At 40.9% G+C, this 22,059-nt stretch carries 19 protein-coding genes; 15 read left to right on the top strand and 4 right to left on the bottom strand.

Annotated features, from left to right (window positions below):
- The first annotated feature begins 48 nt into the window (after positions 1-48).
- From kduI to ACSBL2_RS16105, 8 genes are all read left to right on the top strand, one after another.
- The gene (kduI, locus tag ACSBL2_RS16140) at positions 49-891 is read left to right on the top strand and encodes a 5-dehydro-4-deoxy-D-glucuronate isomerase (protein ID WP_442587577.1); all 843 of its coding nucleotides are present in this window, start codon (positions 49-51) and stop codon (positions 889-891) included.
- 30 nt (positions 892-921) lie between these two features.
- A complete protein-coding gene (locus ACSBL2_RS16135) occupies positions 922-1,692 on the top strand; it encodes an SDR family NAD(P)-dependent oxidoreductase (RefSeq protein ID WP_442587576.1) in 771 nt (256 codons plus the stop codon).
- A gap of 11 nt (positions 1,693-1,703) precedes the next feature.
- Positions 1,704-2,981, top strand: a complete 1,278-nt coding sequence (locus ACSBL2_RS16130; RefSeq protein ID WP_442587575.1) for a DUF4861 family protein — start codon at positions 1,704-1,706, stop codon at positions 2,979-2,981.
- 381 nt (positions 2,982-3,362) lie between these two features.
- On the top strand, positions 3,363-4,763 hold the full coding sequence (gene uxaC / locus ACSBL2_RS16125; RefSeq protein WP_442587574.1) for a glucuronate isomerase: 1,401 nt from the start codon (positions 3,363-3,365) through the stop codon (positions 4,761-4,763).
- A 6-nt stretch (positions 4,764-4,769) separates the two neighbouring features.
- Positions 4,770-5,792, top strand: a complete 1,023-nt coding sequence (locus tag ACSBL2_RS16120; RefSeq protein WP_442587573.1) for a PfkB family carbohydrate kinase — start codon at positions 4,770-4,772, stop codon at positions 5,790-5,792.
- Between the two features lie 36 nt (positions 5,793-5,828).
- Entirely contained in the window at positions 5,829-6,494 is a 666-nt protein-coding gene (locus tag ACSBL2_RS16115) for a bifunctional 4-hydroxy-2-oxoglutarate aldolase/2-dehydro-3-deoxy-phosphogluconate aldolase (RefSeq protein WP_442587572.1), read from the top strand.
- Positions 6,495-6,542: 48 nt separating this feature from the next.
- Positions 6,543-7,913: an MFS transporter gene (locus tag ACSBL2_RS16110; protein WP_442587571.1), complete on the top strand. Its 1,371-nt coding sequence runs from the start codon at positions 6,543-6,545 to the stop codon at positions 7,911-7,913.
- 64 nt (positions 7,914-7,977) lie between these two features.
- Complete coding sequence (locus ACSBL2_RS16105) at positions 7,978-9,600, top strand: NADP-dependent glyceraldehyde-3-phosphate dehydrogenase (protein ID WP_442587570.1); 1,623 nt, start codon at positions 7,978-7,980, stop codon at positions 9,598-9,600.
- A 79-nt stretch (positions 9,601-9,679) separates the two neighbouring features.
- On the opposite strand, the gene ACSBL2_RS16100 is transcribed toward ACSBL2_RS16105, so the two are convergent.
- Complete coding sequence (locus ACSBL2_RS16100; protein WP_442587569.1) at positions 9,680-10,600, bottom strand: hypothetical protein; 921 nt, start codon at positions 10,598-10,600, stop codon at positions 9,680-9,682.
- A gap of 124 nt (positions 10,601-10,724) precedes the next feature.
- Between ACSBL2_RS16100 and ACSBL2_RS16095 the strand changes: the two genes are divergently transcribed.
- Positions 10,725-13,181, top strand: coding sequence for an AsmA family protein (locus ACSBL2_RS16095; RefSeq protein WP_442587568.1), 2,457 nt, complete (start codon positions 10,725-10,727; stop codon positions 13,179-13,181).
- A gap of 47 nt (positions 13,182-13,228) precedes the next feature.
- On the opposite strand, the gene ACSBL2_RS16090 is transcribed toward ACSBL2_RS16095, so the two are convergent.
- Positions 13,229-13,462, bottom strand: coding sequence for a hypothetical protein (locus ACSBL2_RS16090; RefSeq protein WP_442587567.1), 234 nt, complete (start codon positions 13,460-13,462; stop codon positions 13,229-13,231).
- 160 nt (positions 13,463-13,622) lie between these two features.
- Here ACSBL2_RS16090 and ACSBL2_RS16085 point away from each other — a divergent pair, with 160 nt between their 5' ends.
- Positions 13,623-14,093, top strand: coding sequence for a hypothetical protein (locus ACSBL2_RS16085; protein WP_442587566.1), 471 nt, complete (start codon positions 13,623-13,625; stop codon positions 14,091-14,093).
- Here ACSBL2_RS16085 and ACSBL2_RS16080 read toward each other — a convergent pair.
- Positions 14,090-15,310, bottom strand: a complete 1,221-nt coding sequence (locus ACSBL2_RS16080) for a BamA/TamA family outer membrane protein (protein WP_442587565.1) — start codon at positions 15,308-15,310, stop codon at positions 14,090-14,092. The two genes, ACSBL2_RS16085 and ACSBL2_RS16080, sit on opposite strands and share 4 nt — an antisense overlap.
- 331 nt (positions 15,311-15,641) lie before the next feature.
- Between ACSBL2_RS16080 and ACSBL2_RS16075 the strand changes: the two genes are divergently transcribed.
- The 5 genes from ACSBL2_RS16075 to ACSBL2_RS16055 all read left to right on the top strand — a co-directional run bounded on the left by ACSBL2_RS16075 (position 15,642) and on the right by ACSBL2_RS16055 (position 21,407).
- Positions 15,642-16,163, top strand: coding sequence for an OmpA family protein (locus ACSBL2_RS16075; RefSeq protein ID WP_442587564.1), 522 nt, complete (start codon positions 15,642-15,644; stop codon positions 16,161-16,163).
- Between the two features lie 170 nt (positions 16,164-16,333).
- A complete protein-coding gene (locus ACSBL2_RS16070) occupies positions 16,334-17,821 on the top strand; it encodes an IMP dehydrogenase (protein WP_442587563.1) in 1,488 nt (495 codons plus the stop codon).
- A gap of 228 nt (positions 17,822-18,049) precedes the next feature.
- On the top strand, positions 18,050-19,687 hold the full coding sequence (locus ACSBL2_RS16065) for an ABC-F family ATP-binding cassette domain-containing protein (protein ID WP_442587562.1): 1,638 nt from the start codon (positions 18,050-18,052) through the stop codon (positions 19,685-19,687).
- A gap of 297 nt (positions 19,688-19,984) precedes the next feature.
- On the top strand, positions 19,985-20,566 hold the full coding sequence (locus tag ACSBL2_RS16060) for a TetR/AcrR family transcriptional regulator (RefSeq protein WP_442587561.1): 582 nt from the start codon (positions 19,985-19,987) through the stop codon (positions 20,564-20,566).
- Positions 20,567-20,615: 49 nt separating this feature from the next.
- A complete protein-coding gene (locus tag ACSBL2_RS16055; RefSeq protein ID WP_442587560.1) occupies positions 20,616-21,407 on the top strand; it encodes an SDR family NAD(P)-dependent oxidoreductase in 792 nt (263 codons plus the stop codon).
- Between the two features lie 154 nt (positions 21,408-21,561).
- On the opposite strand, the gene ACSBL2_RS16050 is transcribed toward ACSBL2_RS16055, so the two are convergent.
- On the bottom strand, positions 21,562-21,984 hold the full coding sequence (locus ACSBL2_RS16050; RefSeq protein ID WP_442587559.1) for a DUF2846 domain-containing protein: 423 nt from the start codon (positions 21,982-21,984) through the stop codon (positions 21,562-21,564).
- Positions 21,985-22,059: the final 75 nt, after the last annotated feature.

The following is a 22,059-nucleotide window of genomic DNA, read 5'->3' as shown; positions in this document are numbered from 1 at the left end:
GGCATGAAACAAAATATATCAAGAAATAATAATTTATAATAGAATACCATGGAGAATAACTTTGAAAGCCGTTATGCAGTAAGTCCGGTTGAAGCAAAAGGAATGGATACAACCACCTTACGCAGCAATTTCCTGATTACTGATGTGTTCGTTCCTGAGCAGATTAACCTGACTTTGTCGCATTTTGACCGCTATATTGTAGGTGGAGCAATGCCGGTAAATGAAACTTTAACTCTTCCGAATCCTGATGCCCTGAAAGCGCCTTATTTTCTGCACAGAAGGGAAATTGGAATGATCAATGTTGGAGGTGAGGCCATCGTTACCGCTGATGGGGTAAGTTATACGCTGGGTTATAAGGAAGCACTTTATATCGGAAAAGATACTGCTGAGGTCTTGTTTGCCTCTGCAGACAGCAGCAAACCTGCCAAACTGTATATCAATTCTGCACCGGCACACCATCAATTCCCTACAAAAAAAGTAACAAAAGCTGAAGCTGATATTGTGGAACTGGGATCACTGGAGACCGCTAATCACCGGATTATCAATAAGCTGATCGTGAACAGTGTGCTGGAAACCTGCCAGCTGCAAATGGGAATGACAGAACTGAAAACCGGAAGTGTATGGAATACCATGCCTGCACATACACACGACAGAAGGATGGAGGCTTATTTTTACTTTGAAGTTCCTGAAAAACAGAGTGTTTGTCATTTTATGGGTGAGCCGCAGGAAAGCAGGCATATCTGGATGCAGAACGAGGAAGCCGTGATTTCACCAAACTGGTCTATTCATTCTGGTGCAGGTACCAGTAACTATACTTTCATATGGGGAATGGCAGGTGAAAACCTGGATTATGGTGACATGGACCACTGTGCAATTAACGACCTAAAATAATTTCAACCTTAATATTATATATCAACAATTATGTCAGTTTTAAAATCATTTGAATTAGAAGGAAAAAAAGCATTGGTTACCGGCTGCAGTAGTGGTATGGGGATGGCAATGGCAATAGCGCTTGCAGAAGCAGGTGCTGATATTATAGGTGTTGCGGTAAATATGGAGCTGAGCGGTAGCGATGTGGAAAAAGAAGTGCTTGCTGCAGGCCGTAAATTTACACCATACTTATGTGATCTTGGTGACAGGGATGACCTGTATGCATTTATCAATAAGGTGAATGAAGAGCATCCTGTGGTTGATATATTAATTAATAACGCGGGGATCATTATGCGTCAGCCTGCTGCGGAACATTCTGATGAAAACTGGGATGCTGTAATTGCCATCAATCAGACTGCTCCTTTTATCCTGGCGAGAGAGTTCGGTAAAAAAATGATCGAAAGAGGAAGCGGAAAGATTGTATTTACTTCTTCATTACTCGCCTTCCAGGGAGGGATCAATGTCCCAAGTTATGCGGCAAGTAAAGGTGCTGTGGCACAGGTGACAAAAGCTTTTGCCAATGAATGGGCTGGAAAAGGAGTGAATGTGAATGCTATCGTTCCTGGATATATTGCTACAAATAATACCACTGCCCTGAGAGCCGATGCTGAACGCAGCCAGTCTATTCTTGACCGTATTCCTGCTGGTCGCTGGGGAGTAACTGACGATTTTAAAGGTCCAATTGTTTTTCTATGCTCAGAGGCCTCAGCATATATCCATGGCACACTGTTGATTATTGACGGTGGCTGGATGGCCAGATAATTTCCATTATCATGAAGGTATTTCATAAAATATTACCGGTTGTTTTGTTTGCTGCTGCTGCACTTCATGTGCAAGCGCAGCAAACAAAAATAACATTGCAAAACCGGACTGATTTGAAGCGGTCTGATGAACTGATTACGCTTGAACGGACTTTTCTGGAGAAAAAACTGGGAAAGCTTTCTGATAAAAGCGGAATAACCGTATCCGATGGAAAGACGGGGCATAAAGTCCTGCAGTTTGAGGATACCAATGCCGACGGAAAGTGGGATCAGCTTGTCTTTCTGCAGTCATTCAAACCTGCTGAAGAGGTGGTGCTAAACTTTTCATTAAATGATCCTCAATCTTCAGCGGCCGGGGTACTTGCGCATGTAAGGCAAATGCGGAAAAATTCGGACGATTCTTTTGGCCCTGCGCTACCCTCAGATACCGTTCCGGCAGGCCAGCCCAATACCGATTTTACCAGGGAAAAGCTTCCCCCGTTTTTAACAGAAGGACCGGCATGGGAGAATGATAAGGTTGGATTCCGGATTTATATGGATGTCAGGAATATTAAGGACATATGGGGCAAAACTACGCCGAAAATGATGATGGATACGGTTGGGGTAGATCCGAAGCTTATTTATCACCATTTAGCTCCCTGGGGCATGGATATCCTTGCTGTGGGAAAATCACTGGGAGCAGGTTCCCTCGCACTGAGTGTGCCGCGAAAGGGCAAAACAGATACGCTTGTACGGCTTGGAGGGCCTAATATGGGTAAAATAATCTATAAAAGAATTGCTGACGGACCGGTTAGGGCAGTATTCAGTCTCAGTTACCCGGAATGGAATGTATTGGGTGACGGAAAGTTAACCCGTATCACCGAAGAGATCAGTATCTGGGGAGGCCAGTATTTTTATGAAAGTAAAGTGTCGCTCAGCAATGCACCAGCAGGAGCAAAACTGGTGACCGGAATTGTTAACCTGAAAAGCCGGAAAAAGGTGGAGCTTGGGCTGAACAAGACAAAAGTCATGTTTACTTTTGATCAGCAGAGTGAACATGGAGACCACCTGGGAATGGCTGTCGCTGTAAAGGAAAAGAATTTTGCAGGATTTGGTCAGACTCCGAATGATACCGGTGATATCAGGAATACTTATATTGCATTGATGCAGCTGACTGAAAAAAAGCCTGTTATCTTCAGATATTATGCTGCATGGGAGCACTCAGATCCTGTTTTTGCTACTGAGGAAGGATTTAAGGCTTACTTAATCGAAAAAACTGCTGCATCGGACCAGGAGATCATAATCAGGTAAAGGATCCTGTTGATCTGATCCCATGGATAGTTTTCCCACAAAAAATAGCAGGATGCAGGTAAGGATATGACTGCATAGTGCTAAGAAAAGAGTGAACATGCTGATCAAAATTGGTTTTCCGAAAACGATTGCACAAATATTTGCAAGTAGATCACATGTTATTTTCGATTTATTCACTAGACTTGCCGCCAACAACAACATTCCCGGAAGCGGAATGGCAATAGCTTTAAGTAATTTAACCAAATAATCTCAAATAAAAACCACGGGCATATCACTCGTAAGTAAGCAATGAACGGTGTATGGATTCTTGATCTCAATGGGAATACTGTAGCCGGTGAATGATGGCGGTGGTGGCTATGACTACTAAAACAATATATTATAATGAAAAACTTTATTGACGAGAATTTTTTATTAAACAGTAAATCGGCGGAAATCCTATACCATGAATATGCTAAAGATATGCCGATCATTGATTATCACTGTCATCTTCCGCAAGATCAGATCGCTACAGATAAAAACTTCGAAAACCTGACCCAGGTTTGGTTATACGGAGACCATTACAAATGGAGGGCCATGCGTGCAAATGGAGTAGATGAATCCTACATCACAGGGAATAAAAGTGATTGGGAGAAATTTGAAAAATGGGCAGAAACCGTACCTTATACACTCCGCAATCCATTATACCATTGGACCCATCTCGAATTACAGCGCTATTTCGATGTATATGATATTCTTTCTCCGGCAACGGCCAGAAAGATCTATGATGAATGTACGGCAAAATTACAAACACCTGAATATAGCGTACGGAACCTGCTGAAAAAGATGAATGTGGTGACGGTAGCTACAACAGATGATCCTATAGATGATCTGGCCTACCACCAACAATTAAAAGAAGAAGGTTTTGAAATTAAAGTATTACCTGCCTTCAGACCGGATAAGGCGATGAATGCGGATAACCTGACTGCCTTAAATGCGTATATCGGTAAACTGGAAGCAGTTTATGGTACGCCTATCAATGATTACGAAACTTATCTGCTGGCATTGAAAAGCAGACATGATTACTTTCATGCCAATGGCTGTGCCTTATCTGACCATGGTCTGGAGCAGCTGTATGCTACAGCTTATACCCAGGAGGAGGTCGCCGCAATTTTTGCGAAGATCAGGAGCGGAGCAAGCTTAACGCCAACAGAAATCCTGCAGTTTAAATCTGCGATGTTAGTGGAGTTTGCGGAATGGGACCATGAAAAAGGCTGGGTGCAGCAATATCACATTGGCGCCCTGAGGGATAACAATTCAAGGATGCTTAAAAACCTGGGGCCGGATACAGGTCTTGATTCTATAGGGGATTTCCCGCAGGGTGCAGCCTTATCCAAGTTCCTGAACAAACTTGATACAGACAATAAATTAACAAAAACGATCATATATAATTTGAATCCTGCAGATAATGAGTTGATTGCAACTATGATCGGGAATTTCAATGATGGTACAATTGCCGGAAAAATACAATATGGTTCCGCCTGGTGGTTCCTTGATCAGAAAGATGGCATGATTAAACAAATTAATGCCTTGTCTAACATGGGATTACTCAGCCGTTTTGTGGGCATGCTTACGGATTCCAGAAGTTTCCTTTCCTTCCCAAGACATGAATATTTCAGAAGAATACTGTGTAATCTCCTGGCGGAAGATATTGAAAACGGGGAGCTTCCAAATGATATGGAATGGATTGGTAAAATCGTTCAGGATATCTGTTATAACAATGCAAAATCATACTTCAATTTTTAATCTGCAATGGGTAAAGTTTTAAGTTTTGGAGAATTGCTGCTTAGGATCTGTCCGGATTCAGCTGGGGAATGGTTAGCGGATAACACCTTTCCAGTATATGTTGGCGGCGCAGAAGCGAATGTAGCTGCGGCACTTTCCCTTTGGGAAGTGCCTTCAGCTTACCTTACCGCTGTTCCTGATAATTTTATTGCCAGACAGCTGGTGGGATATCTTGACGATCTACACATAGATACCTCTGCCATACACTATTCCGGTGAGAGAATAGGTTTATATTTCCTTGATAAAGGTAAAGACCTTAAAAATGCCGGTGTGATCTACGACCGTAATTATTCTTCATTCTCCGCTTTAACTCCAGGAACGATTGACTGGGATAAAGTGCTGGAAGGGGTAACCTGGTTTCATTTCAGTGCAATTTGTCCGGCGATCAATCAAGCCGTAGCAGAGGTATGCGAGGAAGCACTGAAAGCTGCTGCTGAACGAAATATCACCATTTCGATAGATTTGAACTACCGTGCAAAACTATGGAAGTTCGGAAAGGAACCCATAGAAATTCTGCCTGGATTGGTAAAATATTGTGATGTGGTAATGGGAAATATCTGGGCAGCAGAAAAAATGCTGGGTATTCCTGTACCTGAAAACGTGGTGGAAGAACACCAGAAGCAGACTTATTTACAGCAGTCCGAGATCTCCTCAAAAGCAATATTGGATCTTTTTCCAAAGTGTAAATCGGTAGCGAATACCTTCCGGTTTGACCATGGTAAAGGTATACAGTATTATACTACTTTATACACTCAGGACCAGTTATTGGTGTCTAAAGAGTTTGTCGCGGAAGCGATTGCTGGAAAAGTAGGCAGCGGGGATTGTTACATGGCCGGATTAATTTATGGCTTTTACCACCAGCTGGAAGCACAGGAGGTGGTAGATTTTGCCACTTCGGCAGCATTTGCCAAATTGTTCACGGAAAGCGACTTTAATACCACAAGGAAAGAAGATATCAGGGCAATTGTGGAGCCATATGAAATGGCATAATTCCTTTTAAACATACAAACTGAAAACAATATTGAAATGAAGACAAAAGAAGAAACTATCAAAGCGATTACAGATCAGGGCTTATTGCCATTGTTCTTTTATGAAGATGCAGAAATAAGCCTGGAGATTGTACGGACACTGTACCGTGCAGGTGTCAGGGTTATTGAATATACCAACAGGGGAAAAGAGGCTTTGGATAATTTCAAGGTACTGATTGAAGTGGTAAACAGCGAGATGCCAGCATTACACCTGGGGATCGGTACGGTTAAAAATGTTGAAGAGGCAAAAGATTTTATCAGCGCCGGTGCACACTTTATTGTTTGCCCCGTTATTGATGCGGAAGTCGGTAACCTGGTTCATGAAGCCGGATTGTTATGGATTCCAGGTTGTTTTACCCCTACAGAAATCAATATTGCCTATCAGCTTAAAGCTGGAATCATTAAACTTTTCCCTGCCAATATTTTAGGCCCTTCCTATGTGTCTGCAGTTAAAGACCTTTTCCCAGGGCAGTTATTTGTTCCAACCGGAGGTGTTGAAATTTCAGCACCAAATATTACCGGCTGGTTCAGCTCCGGAGTTTGTGCCGTAGGCATGGGTAGTAAACTCATCAGCAAAGAAATATTAAAAAATAAAGATCTTGATACTTTGTTTACGCTAACGCAGGAAACACTTGATATCATCAGTAATTCACGGATAAGTTGACACTCATCATTTTTTAAATTCTAACCAAAATATTAACCAAAATAAACCATGAGAGAGACTAAAATGAGCAATTACCGCTGGACTATCTGTGCGTTATTGTTTTTTGCGACGACGGTAAATTACCTGGACAGACAGGTATTGAGTCTCCTGCACCCCATGCTGGAGAAAGAGTTTAACTGGACCAACAGTGACTATGCCAATATCACTTCCGCTTTTCAATTGATATATGCCATATCTATGCTGTTTGCAGGCAGGGTGGTGGACAGACTGGGTACAAAATGGGGATATGCCATTGCGCTGATTGTCTGGTCAGTAGGTGCAGCCATGCACGCCCTGGCAATTCCAATCGGATCCGGATTGTCAACTATGCTTGGCTGGATTGGCCTGGGTCTTGTGCCGGTTTCAGTACTGGGCTTTATTGCTTCAAGAGCCGTTCTGGGCGTGGGTGAATCCGGGAATTTTCCTGCAGCAATTAAAGCTACAGCAGAATATTTTCCTAAAAAAGAACGCTCTTTTGCCACCGGTATTTTTAATTCAGGTGCCAATGTAGGTGCGGTACTCGCTCCTTTAAGCGTACCATGGATTGCGGAGCAATGGGGCTGGGAAAGTACTTTCCTGATTGTTGGGGGAGTAGGTTTGTTATGGCTTTTCTTCTGGTTTGCTTTATATGATAAACCGGAAAATCAAAAGAATATCACAGCCTCTGAACTGGAATATATCAATAGTGATCAATTACTGGATGATGGTATCGTAGAAGTGGAAGATTCTGAAAAAGTTCACTGGGTTAAACTATTGGGTTACAGACAAACATGGGGGTTTGTGTTTGGTAAGTTTATGACCGATGGGGTCTGGTGGTTTTTCCTGTTCTGGTTGCCTTCTTATTTGAAAGTGCAGTACGGAATGGTAGGTACTTCCATTACGATGCCCCTGACAGTGTTATATAGTATGACTATGATTGGGAGTATTGGTGGAGGATGGTTTCCCATGTATTTCATAAAAAAGGGATACTCTCCGTATGATGGAAGGATGAAAGCCATGCTGGTGATTGCCATTTTTCCACTCATTGTTCTTGCAGCACAGCCACTTGGGGATATCAGCTACTGGATTCCTGTAGTGCTGATTGGTATCGGTGCTTCTGCACACCAGGCATGGTCGGCCAATATTTTCACCACAGTATCAGATATGTTCCCTAAAAAAGCGATTGGTAGTGTCATCGGTATCGGTGGTATGGCCGGAGGTATTGGCGGGGTAGTGATTTCTAAACTAGGAGGTGGCTTGTTCGACTATTATAAATCCATAGGTACACCACAAACCGGTTATACCATTATGTTTGCCATCTGTGCTGTTGCTTACCTGGTGGCCTGGACCGTAATGAAAATTCTGGTGCCTAAATATAATCCGATAAGTGATTTATCTTAATGGATTAAAAAGTTTATCTTTAGCTATTGAGCATGATGAATTCATCAAGAAAAACAATTTTTAAATGGGAAATATAGATTTAGCCTCCATTTTTGTCACAGAAGAGGAGATTCCTGCAGCCCATCGCTTAAGCGCAGAATTACATCAGCGCGAATATTTAAGCAATGGCGAAATGCGGTCATGGAATGGAGAGGTACATACGGTTTTATCGCCCGTATGTATAAAAACGGCTGACGGACTTCAGCGCAAAGTGATTGGAACGTATCCTTTATGTACGGAAAAGGAATCTTTCGAGGCATTGGATGCCGCTGTTAAAGCATATGATAATGGCCGTGGGGAATGGCCAACAATGAGTGTTGCTGACAGGATCAATTGCGTGGATAAGTTTACGCAGCGGATTATTCAGAAAAAAGATGAAGTGGTGAAACTGCTGATGTGGGAGATAGGAAAGTCCTATGCCGATTCAGTAAAAGAATTTGACCGTACGGTAGAGTATATTTATGCAACAATAGATGCGTTGAAGGACCTGGACAGGCAGTCTTCCAAGTTCAGTATAGAGCAGGGAATTGTCGCCCAGATCAGACGCTCCCCGCTAGGGGTGGTCTTGTGTATGGGTCCGTTCAATTATCCGCTGAATGAAACCTTTACTACCCTGATCCCGGCATTGATCATGGGGAATACAATGCTGTTCAAACCACCTAAACATGGTACCTTATTACACTATCCATTGCTGGAAGCTTTCAGGGATTGTTTCCCTAAAGGTGTTGTGAATACCATTTATGGCAGGGGAAATAAGATCATTCCAGGTTTAATGCAGTCTGGTAAAGTCAATGTGCTTACCCTGATTGGCTCGAGTAAGGTGGCCAATGAACTGAAGAAATTACATCCGAAGATTAATCGTTTGCGTGCGATCCTGGGCCTTGATGCTAAAAATGCAGCTATTATTACTTCCAATGCTGATATCAAACTGGCCGTGCAGGAAACTGTTCTGGGATCTTTGTCTTTCAACGGACAACGTTGCACCGCATTGAAGATTGTTTTTGTACACTGTAGTCTTGCCGATGTGTTTTTGAAGGAATTGTCGGAAGCTGTAGCCAAACTGAAATTTGGAATGCCATGGGTGGAAGGGGTTTCGCTTACCCCGCTTCCTGAGCCTCATAAACCGGCTTACCTGAAGGAATGTATTGATGATGCAATTGCACATGGGGCATCGGTTGTCAATGAAAATGGGGGCCTGATGAATGAATCATTTGTTTATCCTGCAATTGTCTATCCAGTAAATAAGGATATGAAGTTATACGAAGAGGAACAGTTCGGCCCGGTTATTCCGGTGATGCCTTTTGATTCACTTGAAGAAACGATCGAGTACCTGATTGAATCCACACATGGTCAGCAGGTGAGTATCTTTAGCAATGATGATCAGGAAATTGCAGCACTGATTGATCCGCTGGTCAACCAGGTGAGTCGTGTGAATATCAACTGTCAATGTCAGCGTGGACCAGATGTTTTTCCGTTTACAGGAAGAAAAGACAGTGCCGAAGGAACACTGTCAGTGGTAGATGCATTACGTTCATTTTCTATTCGTTCCCTCGTGGCAACAAAATTGAATGAGCAGAATAAGGAACTTTTAAATGAGATTGTTGAAAGCAACAGTTCTAACTTTTTAAGTACCAAATTCCTGTTTTAAAATCGCTGTTTAAATGAAAGGTGTTAATTCTGATGGATGTGCTTCAGCTGCACAAAGTCATGGATTAACACCTTTTTGATTATTGAACGAGTCTTTTTTCAAGAATCAGCTCACTGTCTATTTTCCTTTTTCTGGAGTTGTTCAGGATCACATTATATTTACCCAGAAGTGCAGTGCCGATCACGTTTTTTGGAGCTGCAGTGCTTAAGGTTATTTTCTGGTCTTTCAGTTCGACGCCGTTGAAGTACAGGGAAGGAACAGTAACTTCATAAATTGTATCTACAAGTTTACGGGAATGGATATTGGAAGTTAAGGTAACTACCGGCTTAAGTTCGTAGGAAGAAATGAGCTGTTTGCCCAGAACGGTATTGGCATTAACCTGAAAATTAGTGCCTGATCCGAAATCAATCAGGAAGTTATCGGTAAGTTCTCCAATCTTTACAGGTGCCTGTGGCGCGTTATCGTTTTTATATTTTACCTGGATAAAAGGCTGTTCCGCTGTAAAAGGTATTTTTGAAAGGGAAACTTCATTTCTGTCATTGTCAATTTTCCAGTTGTACTGGTACACCAAAAGTGTTCCTGTTGTGCCTGTAATTACACTATCCGGAAAAGCGTAGTTGACAATTGTTTCCTCATTTCTGAACTTTAAATTTCCAATATCCAGCTTAGGAAGATAGAAGATCATCCTGGAAGCACTTCTTCCTTTTTTGTCTTTAATCGCAAGAATGCCTCCGCCAGGGTATAATGTTCTGGTTTCCATGAAGTAAGGCGTCAGACGCAATGTTCTGGAAGCAGTGCTGAAGAGCAAGGAAAGGCTGTCCTTGTCTATTTTCACCGGAATAAAAATTCTGTTGAACCGGTCCTTTTTAATGGGGAGTTTGGTTACTGTCTGAGATTGTGCATGCAGATTTTCGAATGAAATACATACAAGAAATAGAAAACAGGCAAGACCGGAAAGTAATCTGCCAGATCTTTTAAGGTGTGAATTTGATGAGTTCATGTGTGTAAGTATTTATTGATACTAAAATAATCAAATTATACGCAATGAGCAGCGAACATTTCAATGTTTAAGATGATCTTTAAACAATTCCTGTTTTTAAATGTTTATCCATAAATAGTCAATTATGCCCCGCTGGTTAAAACTCTCACTAAAAATATTCGCAGCACTTGTTATCCTTATTGTTTTAGCATTCACCGGGGTCGCTCTGTATGTCAATGCCAACAAGAAGGAACTGTTGGTTTCTATCACAAAGGAATTAAATAAAAACCTGAATGGCAGCATGACGGTGGAGGTGATGGAACCTACTTTTTTAAAGGGCTTTCCTGGGGTATCCGTGAAGCTGAAAAATGTGGAGATGCGGGACAGTCTATGGAATAAGCACCATCATTCTTTTCTGACGGCTAAAGATTTTGATATTTCTGTAAATACCCTTGCCTTGCTGAAGGGTACAATAGAAATCAGAAGAATCTCCATCACAGATGCCGAAGTCTACTTGTTTACGGACAGTAACGGATACAGCAATACTTCTATTTTCAGGAAAAATCCCGATAAGAAAGAAAAAACAACGGAGGAAAGTAGTTCTCCCGCGGAAATCAGGCGATTTGACCTGAATAATGTGCGCTTTATTCTGGATAACAGGAAAGGCAATAAACTGTTCCTGTTTGCAGTACAGGATTTCAATGGGAAGATAGATTATCCTTCAGATGGATGGCATGCCGATATCAGGTTAAAAACACTGGTTCGAAGCCTCGCATTCAATACCAAAAGAGGCAGTTTCATTAAAGATAAGTTGCTGGAAGGAACTATGGAAGCCGTTTATGATGGTGAGAAGGAAACCATTGAACTGAAGCCAAATATCCTGAATATTGGAGATGATCCCTTTATGCTGAGTGCCAGATTTGATATCGGGAAAGCGCCTGTGGAATTCAGCATCAATGTGGGTGCGGAAAAGATCATGTGGCGGAATGCTTCAGCATTACTGGCGCCTAATATTACGTCAAGACTCAATATGTTTAATCTGGATAAGCCCATTGCTGTGAATGCACGCATTGCGGGAAATATGGGAGCGGGGGGCGATCCTTCAATTCTGGTGACGGCAGCCGTGAGGTCAAGTCAACTGACCAATCCGGGCGGGACAGTTGATGATTGCAGTTTTGATGGGATATTCACCAATAATTTCATCAATGGCAAGGGATTAACCGATGAAAATTCAGCCATTAAGTTATTTAATTTTAAAGGTAAGTATGCAGAAATGCCATTTACTATTGATACGGCATTTATTCACAACCTGGACAAACCTGTGGCTACCGGGACCTTCAAATCTAAATTCGAGGTCGCTAAACTCAACAATGTATTGGGAGATGACCTGTTGAAATTCAGCAAGGGGGCTGCAGATCTGGAATTGCATTACAGGGCGGATATAGTAGACCTGAAACTGACCAAACCTATGATTACAGGTGTGGTCAATGTAAAGAATGCAGATGTCAGTTATGTCCCCCGTGGGCTGAACTTTAAAAATACGTCAATATCCTTGAATTTTACCAAGGAGGACTTGCTGATCAGGGATATTCACCTGCAAAGTGGCAAGAGTATCGTTTATATGAGCGGAAGTGTTAAAAATTTCCTGAACCTGTATTACAATGCGCCGGAAAAATCTATTTTAAAATGGGAAATACGTAGTCCCCAATTGTATCTTGGAGAATTTATTGGTTTTCTAGGTGCCAGGAAACAGGCGAAAGTCAGACAGTCTAAAAGTAGTAAATCCAGTAATTTTGCCAGACAGCTGAATACCATGCTGGATAAGGGCAGGGTAGAATTGAGTATGCGTGTAGACCAGCTGAATTATAATAAATTTAAGGGAACAAATGCTACTGCAGAGATCTCTCTTTCGGATGCCGGAATTGATTTGAAAAATGTCAGCCTAAAGAATGGCGGTGGTTTTGTGAAACTCAATGGTCAGATCTCTCAAATTGCAGCCTCAAATCATTTTAAGTTCAGTACAGTGATCTCAAATGTTGACGTGAAGAACTTTTTTTATTCATTTGATAACTTTGGCCTAAAAGGGCTTAGCTATAAAAATTTAAGGGGAAGTTTCTTTACCAAAGCAAATATATCTGGCAATATCAGCAATCAGGGAAAAGTTGTTCCGGGTTCTATGAATGGAAAAATTGTATTTGATCTTAAAAAGGGCGCTTTATTGAATTACGATGCCATAAAGAATGTGGGAAAGTTCGCCTTTCCTTTCCGGGATCTGGATAATATCACATTTAGTAACCTGAATGGCGACCTCGATATTCGCGGGCAGAAGATCATTATCAATCCTATGCTGATTAATTCAAGTGTGCTGAATATGAATATTGAAGGAGTGTATGCCATGAACAAAGGGACGAATATTCTGTTGGATGTGCCGCTACGCAACCCTAAAAAAGATGAGGATATCACGAGTAAAAAGGAAATTAGAGAAAGAAGAATGAAAGGAATTGTGGTTCATATCCAGGCTGTTGATGGAGATGACGGGAAGATTAAATTCAAGCTGATCCGGAACAGAAATAAGGATAAAAAGGAAGAAGATGCATCATAATGTATGCAGCATTCCTGCATACATTATGGATATCACAGAAATACGATCTAGGGCTGGAGACTCTCGAATTTGTCGCCTATGATAAAAATCAGATCTTCTTCTACAGCAACCTCATCATTGGTCACCCACATGTCTTCTTCTGAAAGAAATATTTCAAATTCCGGTTGTCCGGAGATAGATACCATAAAAATGATATCCTCATCCTGCTCGGTTTCTGTTATTGTAACGGGGATAGTTTCCCCTTCAAATTCTACTGTAAATTCTGTTTTAGGATCTGCCATGTTCCAAATATATTAAAAGAGCGTCAGAATTGTGGCTATTTTTAATTTGTTACGGAACATATCGGTTGCATTAATTTCATAATTCTGATATTTGTATGTCCCAAGAACATGGTGTTTTAATTGGTAGCGGGATATATATACTGAATAATTTAATTAAGATATGAAATTTATATTCACCCTTCTCCTGATTTTCAGTGGCTTATTTTGCAGGGCACAAGATCTTTCCCTGGATCAGCTCATTTCCTACCTGGATCAGCCTGCTCAGGCAATTACAGATACTTTAAGTGCCAGGGGATGGCAGGCGAATGCTGAATTGTCTGATGAGAAAGACAATGAACGCTATACGACCTTTTCTTTTGGAAATAAAGAATCGGATAAAAACCAGGCGCTCGCCTGGCTGAGGATTCATGCCTATAACCAGATCGTCGTTCAATTGTTTTACCAGTTACCAGGTGAACAGGCATACCATAAACTGATGGCCACACTGAAATCCAGAGGAACAGAAAAAAAGGAAATGCAACACATAGAAAACAAGCAGATCAATACCTTTTATGAAACAAGTGACCATACTTTTCAGACTATTGTAGGCGGTGGTTCTTATACCTTGCTGCTGAAGAAGAAAGATGACTAGAAAGCCTCCCCAAGGTTAATCATAAATCCGGAATAACCTTTACTTACGCCATAATCAATAGCAATATTGGTATTGGAACTTTTATTGAACTTGATCCGTAATCCGGATCCTACTGCGGTGTGGATATTTTTAAACCTGTTTTTCTCGACTTCTGTAACTGAGGTCGCATTGGCAAAAACAACAAAGCCCAATAGGCCATTGGCTGTAATATCCCTGCGGTATTCACTTTCAAAATAAAGAAGTCCCTTTCCACGGTACCTGTTTTGTTCCATCCCGCGGCCTGATTTGTTATAAGGATCCCAGCCTACAGCAGGTAAGTTCAGGTAAGGAATGGAACTGCTTAAGCCTGTCCATGCGTAAGTCCACAAAGCCAGTACATTCTGTTGGTTGGGTTTTTTATTCAGCTGAATATACTTTCTTGCATCAATATATAATGATTGCCAGTTGGTTTTGCTCCCCAGATAAACCGGATTATTTCTCAGGATGACATTGAGGTAACAGCCAGGAAGTGGGTTTATGGAACTATTTCTGGTGTCGTAAAGCAGGTTAAGTGTGACGCCTGAAGAGAACTCATTTTTACTGTAGGTCGTCCCATAAGGATATCCCGTAAATTCTTTCAATCCGGGTTTAGCAGTTTTGATATTGATAAAGTAATCCAGGTTGTAACCCAAACCCACATACATATACGGCTTGATACGTTTCAATGCACTTTGATAGAATCTGACATATTTATAATCTACCAGTAATTTGTGATCTTCAGCACCGCTGCCCAAACCCCAGGTGTATTGTGGATAGACTAGAAACCGCGTATCCCCCTGTATATTCCAGGCATTATTTTTAAGCCAGATATTTGAGCGCAGGGGGAGGCCAAACCTGCTTTTAAAATTCCAGTAGGGAGTAAAAGTGACGTTAGAAATATTGGTAGTTTTATGGTTCCCCGTATAAAATCCCGCACTGGTAGAGGTGATCAGTGCACGTCCACCACCCGGAACATGTGCGCCGATAGGAAGGGCCGAAAAGAATATTTTTTTCTCTGCGTTGGTTTCTCTCTCCTTTCCTGGCTGTATGTTAAACAATCTTTTGGCAATATCTATTAAATCCCTTTTGTTGGCCGTATCCGTTACCTGATTATTTGACTTAATGGCATTACTCGCATTTTGAGCATTTACGGAACTTACAATAAAACATAAAAAAAAAGGCAGAGAAATTTTCAGCATAAATCGTCTTCACGGGTATCAGACCGGAAAGTAGCAAAATATGTGCTAAATAAAAATAAAATGGAAAAAATTTGAAGGAGGGATCATTTATTTTGGTCAGGCAGATCTTAAAAACACACGTTATGAATTAAATTCCCGTTATAGTATTACTTTAGCTAAAAATAAATTATAGCTTTATGGCTACTAAAAATTAATAATTAAACGAAGCAGGAGTAATCTTTGTCGGTAACCTGAAAAAATGTATGGGAGCTTATACTTCTTAAGCGCTTAAAACAAATTGGAGTGGTGACAGGTAAGTTTATAAATGCTTCAAAAACTAAAAAAAACTCAAATGAAAATCACAAAAAATCTTTTACTGGCAGCCGTTTTATGTCTTTTGACTGTTTCTCTTTACTCTTGTAAATCTAAGAAGCTGGTAACGAAACCTACTCCTGCTCCAGTTGCGCAACCCGTAGAAACTAAACCGGAACCTGCTCCTGTTGAAGAGAAAAAAGAAGAGCCGGTACCAGTTGCAAAACCAAATTTTAATTTCAGTAATGTACAGTTCGAATTCGATTCATCAGTTTTAAAAACTGCTTCTTATACCGTTTTGGATAATGTAGCTTCTGAAATGAAAAAAGATACCTCTGTTAAATTCGTAATCAATGGTAACTCATCGGCAGAAGGTTCTGCTGAACACAATATGTCACTGTCGGTAGACCGTGCAAACTCTGTAAAATCTTATTTAGTGAATGCAGGTCTTCCTGAGTCTAACTTTACAATCAAAGGATTTGGTGATAAAGTACCTGTAGCACCAAATGATACGGAAGAAGGAAGAGAATTAAACCGCAGGGTTGAAATTAAAGTTAAATAATCCTATCATCCAATAAACAACGGCCGTATCATTTAATTATGATGCGGCCGTTTGCGTTTATATATCTTATATTTGGCTATTTAATTTAATTTATGAAAGTTCAGATTTCCTGAGTACGACCTTTCTTATGATATCAGGACACTCATCCAGCTTAAAAGTATATATTAATAATGGCTCAATATTTAAACGAAATTTCCAGAACATTTAGTGAGTTTCTTCTCATCCCGGGATTAACAACGATGGATTGTGTACCTGACAAGGTATCCTTAAAAGCATCCATGGTTAAATATAAAAAAGGAGAAGCCTCTGAAATAGAATTGAATATCCCTTTTGTTTCTGCAATTATGCAGTCTGTTTCTGATGATAAAATGGCTATCGCCCTGGCAAAAAATGGAGGGGTATCTTTTGTCTTCGGATCACAGACTATCCAGAAACAGGTGGAGATGATAGAAAAAGTGAAACAGCATAAATCGGGTTTTGTCATCAGCACTGCCAATCTGATTGCAGAAGATACCTTGAAAGATGTAATCGCTTTAAAAGCCAGAACAGGTTATTCCACAATTGCCATCACAGAAGACGGCAGCGCTGCTGGAAAACTGGTGGGCATTGTAACGGGCAGAGATTACAGGGTAGGCGCTGATTCTATGGATAAGAAGGTGAAAGACTTTATGACGCCCTTATCAAAGCTGATTACTGCTCCTGTGGGGGTAACTTTAAGGGAAGCAAATGCGATCATTTGGGAACATAAACTGAATAGCCTCCCAATAACGGATGAAGATGGTAATTTTAAATTTTTTGTTTTCAGAAAGGACTATGATAACCACAAGGATAATCCTTTGGAATTATCGGATGCTAAAAAGAAATTGATTGTAGGTGCTGGAATCAACACCAGGGATTATAAAGAAAGAGTACCAGCGCTGGTGAATGCCGGAGTGGATGTGCTGTGTATCGATTCTTCTGACGGATATTCGGAATGGCAGAAAGAGACACTTAACTACATAAAAACAGAATTTGGCAACCAGGTTAAAGTTGGTGCGGGTAATGTGGTAGATAAGGAAGGCTTCCTGTACCTGGTTGAAGCGGGTGCCGATTTTGTTAAAGTAGGTGTGGGTGGAGGATCCATTTGCATCACCCGGGAAACCAAAGGCATTGGAAGAGGACAGGCTACAGCCTTAATAGAGATTTCAGCAGCGAGAGACCAGTATTTTGAAGAAACAGGAATTTATATTCCGATCTGTTCCGATGGAGGAATTGCGCAGGATTACCATATGGCACTGGCGCTTGCCATGGGAGCCGACTTTATTATGATGGGCAGATATTTTGCCAGGTTCGATGAGAGTCCAACTCAGAAATTGCTTGTTGGTGGTAATTATGTGAAAGAATATTGGGGGGAAGGCTCTAACCGTGCACGTAATTGGGAACGGTATGATATGGGCGGGACTAACGGTCTCAAGTTTGAAGAAGGTGTGGATAGCTATGTTCCTTATGCAGGCAGTTTAAAAGATAATCTTGCGATTACGGTAGGCAAAATAAAATCAACCATGTGCAGTTGTGGTTTTACCACATTGGCTGAATTTAAAGATAAAGCAAAGCTCACCCTTGTCTCTTCTGTAAGTATTGTTGAAGGTGGTGCCCATGATGTCGTGGTAAAAGAGTAAGATCACCTGAATGATTAAAAAAATCAGGTAGCGCCTCCAGTGTATCATACATTGGGGGCTTTTTTATCAGCATGGACTCCTGGCAGGCGATAGCAAAGGGGATTAACTGTCAGCGTTTTCCGTTATTTTAGCAAATTAAATAGGAGGTCTGTAACTAACCTTCTGCCTGTATTCGGTATTTGTACCAAATTCCATTATCTTTGCCGCTCAATTTAATAACCTCATTTCGTGATTAATGTAAATAATATCTCCGTTTCTTTTGGCGGAACCACTTTGTTTAGTGATGTAACCTTTTCGATTAACGAGAACGATAAAATAGCCCTGATGGGTAAAAATGGTGCGGGCAAGTCCACCATCCTCAAAATTATTGCAGGGGCTACAAAACCCACATCAGGGAATATATCTGGTCCAAAGGATGCGGTGATTGCTTATTTACCACAGCATTTGCTGACACAGGATAATGTCACTGTTTTTGAAGAGACTTCAAAGGCTTTCCAGGAGGCGCATCAGATGCAAAAGGAACTGGAAGAACTGAATGAACAGCTTACGATCAGAACCGATTACGAAAGCGATGATTACATGAAGCTAATTGAGCGTGTATCGGAGTTGAGCGAGAAGTTTTATTCGGTAGAAGAGGTGAATTATGATGCGGAGATAGAAAAAGTGTTAAAAGGACTGGGTTTTGAACGTAAAGATTTTACACGTCAGACTTCTGAGTTTTCTGGTGGGTGGCGCATGCGGATTGAGCTGGCCAAGATTCTATTAAAGAAACCAGATTTGATTTTGCTGGATGAGCCTACCAACCACATGGATATTGAAAGTATCCAATGGCTGGAAGATTTTCTAATCAACTCCGCCAGGGCAGTAATGGTGATCTCGCACGACCGTACCTTTGTCGATAATATCACCAATCGTACGATTGAGGTTACCATGGGCCGCATATACGATTACAAAGCGAAATATAGCCACTACCTGCAGTTGCGTGCAGACCGCCGTGTACACCAGTTAAAAGCTTATGAAGAACAACAGCGCTTTATTGCCGATAACCAGGAGTTTATAGATCGCTTTAGAGGGACGTACTCCAAAACTTTGCAAGTGCAATCGAGGGTAAAAATGCTCGAAAAACTTGAAGTCATCGAAATTGATGAAGTGGATACTTCAGCATTGCGGCTGAAATTTCCGCCGTCGCCACGTTCAGGTCAATATCCTGTAATTGTAGAAGAACTGACCAAGAAGTATGGCGACCATGTGGTGTTTGAGAAAGCAGCAATGGTGATTGAGCGGGGAGAAAAGGTGGCTTTTGTAGGTAAAAATGGGGAAGGTAAGTCGACTATGATTAAATCCATCATGGGTGAGATTGATTTTGAAGGAACCTTAAAAGTGGGCCACAATGCGAAGATTGGCTATTTTGCCCAAAATCAGGCAGCTTTGCTGGATGAGAATTTAACGGTATTTGAAACCATTGATCAGATTCCATTAAGTGACGGTACCATAAAGATCAAAGACCTCCTGGGGGCCTTTATGTTTAGCGGTGATGATACCACCAAAAAGGTTAAGGTTCTTTCCGGTGGGGAGAAAACGCGTCTGGCGATGATTAAACTGCTGCTTGAACCGGTAAATGTATTGATTCTGGATGAGCCGACGAACCATTTGGACATGAAGACCAAAGATATCATCAAAGGAGCCCTGCAAGAGTTTGATGGAACCTTGATTCTGGTGTCACATGATCGGGATTTCCTGGATGGGCTGGCCCAAAAAGTATTCGAATTTGGTAATAAACGTGTTCGTGAACACTTTGAAGATATTAAAGGCTTCCTGGCCTATAAGAAAATGAATAGCCTGAAAGAGATAGAACAAAATAAGTAAACAAGACAAATGCAAATGCAAAAAGCCGTTTCTATCACTTAGGGACGGCTTTTTGCATTGTATGCGTTTAATCTGCAGAAGTTGAAAAACAAAATACACACCTGTCAAGAGTATTTCTATGGGAATTTATGTGGCATCCAAATGATTGGAGCAACCTGTCGGAGCACTGGAAGCGATATTCCTATCTGCAAATTGCGATACACTACAGACAGCCTTTGACTCGATCAGGTTCGACTAAATTTTTGAAAACAAAAGATTCTTATTACTTTTGTATTGATCAATACAAAAGTAATAAGAATGAAAGGAAGGCCAACATTATTTGACAATGAGGAGCTGGTGCGTAAAGCACAGGGGGTGTTCTGGGAAAAGGGATTTACAGCCACCTCTTTAAGCGATTTACTAGAGATGACCGGTATAGGTTCCGGTAGTTTTTATAATAGTTTCAGGGGAGGTAAAAAAGAAGTTTTTAAAGCTTCCATCTTGCAGCGCAGAGAAGCATTTAATGATTTCAAAAAAGAACTGGAAATCAATGAAGCTCCCCTGGAGCTCATCAGGGATTTTTTTAGAAGTATAGCGAAATCTGATAAGCAGGATCACCTTCGGGGCTGTATTATTGCGAATACAGTTGTGGAGATGACTTATGTAGATGAGGAGTTGGCAGAAGAAGCAATTCGTATCATGATAGCTGTTGAAAACATGTTTACTGAAGTTTTTGAAAAGGAAAAGCTTAAAGGTAAACTTCATAACCCATTATCTACAAGGTTGTTAGGGAGGTCTCTTGTAACGTTTTGGTGCGGTCTGAATACGCTGAGAAGAATATATCCTGATCAGAATATCCTTGCCGAACAGATCGAATTGCAGTTGGATATGCTTCATTAAATTTTTTTTGCACAATTATGTATTGATCATTACAAAAATAAAAACTGGAATGAATTTAAAATTAAAAGGAAAAAGAGCATTTATAAGCGGCTCTACCCAGGGAATCGGATTTGCGATAGCGCAGCAATTATTAGCAGAAGATGTTGAAGTTATTATAAACGGACGGGATCAGGTAAAATTGGATAATTCACTGACAGTACTTAAAAGAGAATTTCCTGGTGCCAAAGTATCTGGAATTACAGCTGATTTTTCAGATAAAATACAGGTAGAAGAACTAATGCTGCGGTTGAATGATATTGATATTCTCATCAATAATGTCGGTATCTTCGAACTTAAGGACTTTAAAGATCTTCTTGATGAAGACTGGTACAGAATTTTCGAGATCAATGTGATGAGCGGTGTCAGACTATCGAAGAAATTACTTCCGCAGATGCTTGATAAGAATTGGGGGAGGGTGATCTTTATCAGTAGTGAATCTGGCGTCAATATCCCTGAAAATATGATACATTATGGAATGACGAAAGCCGCAATGATGGCTGTTGGTAATGGACTATCTAAATTGACCAAAGGGACTGAAGTTACAGTAAACTGTATTTTGGGTGGCCCAACCTATTCAGATGGAGTGGCCCGTACTATCGAATATCTCGCAAATGCCCAAAACCTGCAGGTTGAACAGCTAAAAACCGGAATTATGCAACAGACGAATCCGCATTCGCTTATAGGCCGTTTTATCAAACCGGATGAAATTGCTCACCTGGCAGCATATCTTTCAAGTCCACTTTCTTTGGCCACAAATGGAGCCTGTTTGAGAGCAGATGGTGGGGTGTTAAAAACGGTGTAATCTCAGATATAGGGATCGAATCTATAGATATTAACCCAATTCGTGACATATGGTGTCACAAATTGGGTTAGCACTTTAAATGATTCTAATCCATTTAGAAGTTGGAAATTTGAGAAATCAATAGGATGTTTTATCTATGATGCACATTATGATCTCAATTGGAGAGGCAATCCTTTTTTTGTTTTGCCTTCAATAACAAAGGCTCAGCAGAATTTTGGGTGATTTCCTGGCAGGTGATTTTATTTACATATCCATTTTCAGTGCTAACCACACTCACATAATTGATCTTGTCAGTGGCTACTGTTATTTTTAAGGGTACTGATTTTTTACCATTTGATAGTCCGCCGCTAACCACGCTGACAGTATGTTCGCCAATGCCCAGATCATGTACCGAAAAAGATTTGTTTTTCATCTTGCAGGCCAGCTGGCCATCAATATAAAACGAATAATTTACAGCAGATCCTGTAAATCCGGTCGATCGTATTAAATAAACCTTTCCGGTATTTGTTTGTGAAAATGCAGCAAAAGTGCCTGCCTGAAAAATTAGGACTAATACGAAGAATTGAAGTGTTTTCATGGCTTTAATTTATTTTTTGAGAAAATGGATGATTAACGGGGGATATGTTGGGTGTAGTACATGTTGTTTTTTTTA

Source organism: Pedobacter sp. AW31-3R, from assembly GCF_052180285.1.
GTDB lineage: Bacteria > Bacteroidota > Bacteroidia > Sphingobacteriales > Sphingobacteriaceae > Pedobacter.
The sequence above is the reverse complement of the archived record's forward strand: the minus strand, read 5'-3'. Positions and strand labels throughout refer to the sequence as shown.

Excerpts from the sequence above, each read along its gene's own strand:
- ACSBL2_RS16100 (WP_442587569.1), bottom strand. The coding sequence starts at position 10,600 with ATGAACTCATCAAATTCACACCTTAAAAGATCTGGCAGATTACTTTCC.
- ACSBL2_RS16055 (WP_442587560.1), top strand. The coding sequence starts at position 20,616 with ATGAATTTAAAATTAAAAGGAAAAAGAGCATTTATAAGCGGCTCTACC.
- ACSBL2_RS16090 (WP_442587567.1), bottom strand. The coding sequence starts at position 13,462 with ATGGCAGATCCTAAAACAGAATTTACAGTAGAATTTGAAGGGGAAACT.
- ACSBL2_RS16050 (WP_442587559.1), bottom strand. The coding sequence starts at position 21,984 with ATGAAAACACTTCAATTCTTCGTATTAGTCCTAATTTTTCAGGCAGGC.
- ACSBL2_RS16110 (WP_442587571.1), top strand. The coding sequence starts at position 6,543 with ATGAGAGAGACTAAAATGAGCAATTACCGCTGGACTATCTGTGCGTTA.
- kduI (WP_442587577.1), top strand. The coding sequence starts at position 49 with ATGGAGAATAACTTTGAAAGCCGTTATGCAGTAAGTCCGGTTGAAGCA.
- uxaC (WP_442587574.1), top strand. The coding sequence starts at position 3,363 with ATGAAAAACTTTATTGACGAGAATTTTTTATTAAACAGTAAATCGGCG.
- ACSBL2_RS16075 (WP_442587564.1), top strand. The coding sequence starts at position 15,642 with ATGAAAATCACAAAAAATCTTTTACTGGCAGCCGTTTTATGTCTTTTG.
- ACSBL2_RS16135 (WP_442587576.1), top strand. The coding sequence starts at position 922 with ATGTCAGTTTTAAAATCATTTGAATTAGAAGGAAAAAAAGCATTGGTT.
- ACSBL2_RS16085 (WP_442587566.1), top strand. The coding sequence starts at position 13,623 with ATGAAATTTATATTCACCCTTCTCCTGATTTTCAGTGGCTTATTTTGC.
- ACSBL2_RS16130 (WP_442587575.1), top strand. The coding sequence starts at position 1,704 with ATGAAGGTATTTCATAAAATATTACCGGTTGTTTTGTTTGCTGCTGCT.
- ACSBL2_RS16080 (WP_442587565.1), bottom strand. The coding sequence starts at position 15,310 with ATGCTGAAAATTTCTCTGCCTTTTTTTTTATGTTTTATTGTAAGTTCC.
- ACSBL2_RS16115 (WP_442587572.1), top strand. The coding sequence starts at position 5,829 with ATGAAGACAAAAGAAGAAACTATCAAAGCGATTACAGATCAGGGCTTA.
- ACSBL2_RS16060 (WP_442587561.1), top strand. The coding sequence starts at position 19,985 with ATGAAAGGAAGGCCAACATTATTTGACAATGAGGAGCTGGTGCGTAAA.
- ACSBL2_RS16070 (WP_442587563.1), top strand. The coding sequence starts at position 16,334 with ATGGCTCAATATTTAAACGAAATTTCCAGAACATTTAGTGAGTTTCTT.
- ACSBL2_RS16105 (WP_442587570.1), top strand. The coding sequence starts at position 7,978 with ATGGGAAATATAGATTTAGCCTCCATTTTTGTCACAGAAGAGGAGATT.
- ACSBL2_RS16120 (WP_442587573.1), top strand. The coding sequence starts at position 4,770 with ATGGGTAAAGTTTTAAGTTTTGGAGAATTGCTGCTTAGGATCTGTCCG.
- ACSBL2_RS16095 (WP_442587568.1), top strand. The coding sequence starts at position 10,725 with ATGCCCCGCTGGTTAAAACTCTCACTAAAAATATTCGCAGCACTTGTT.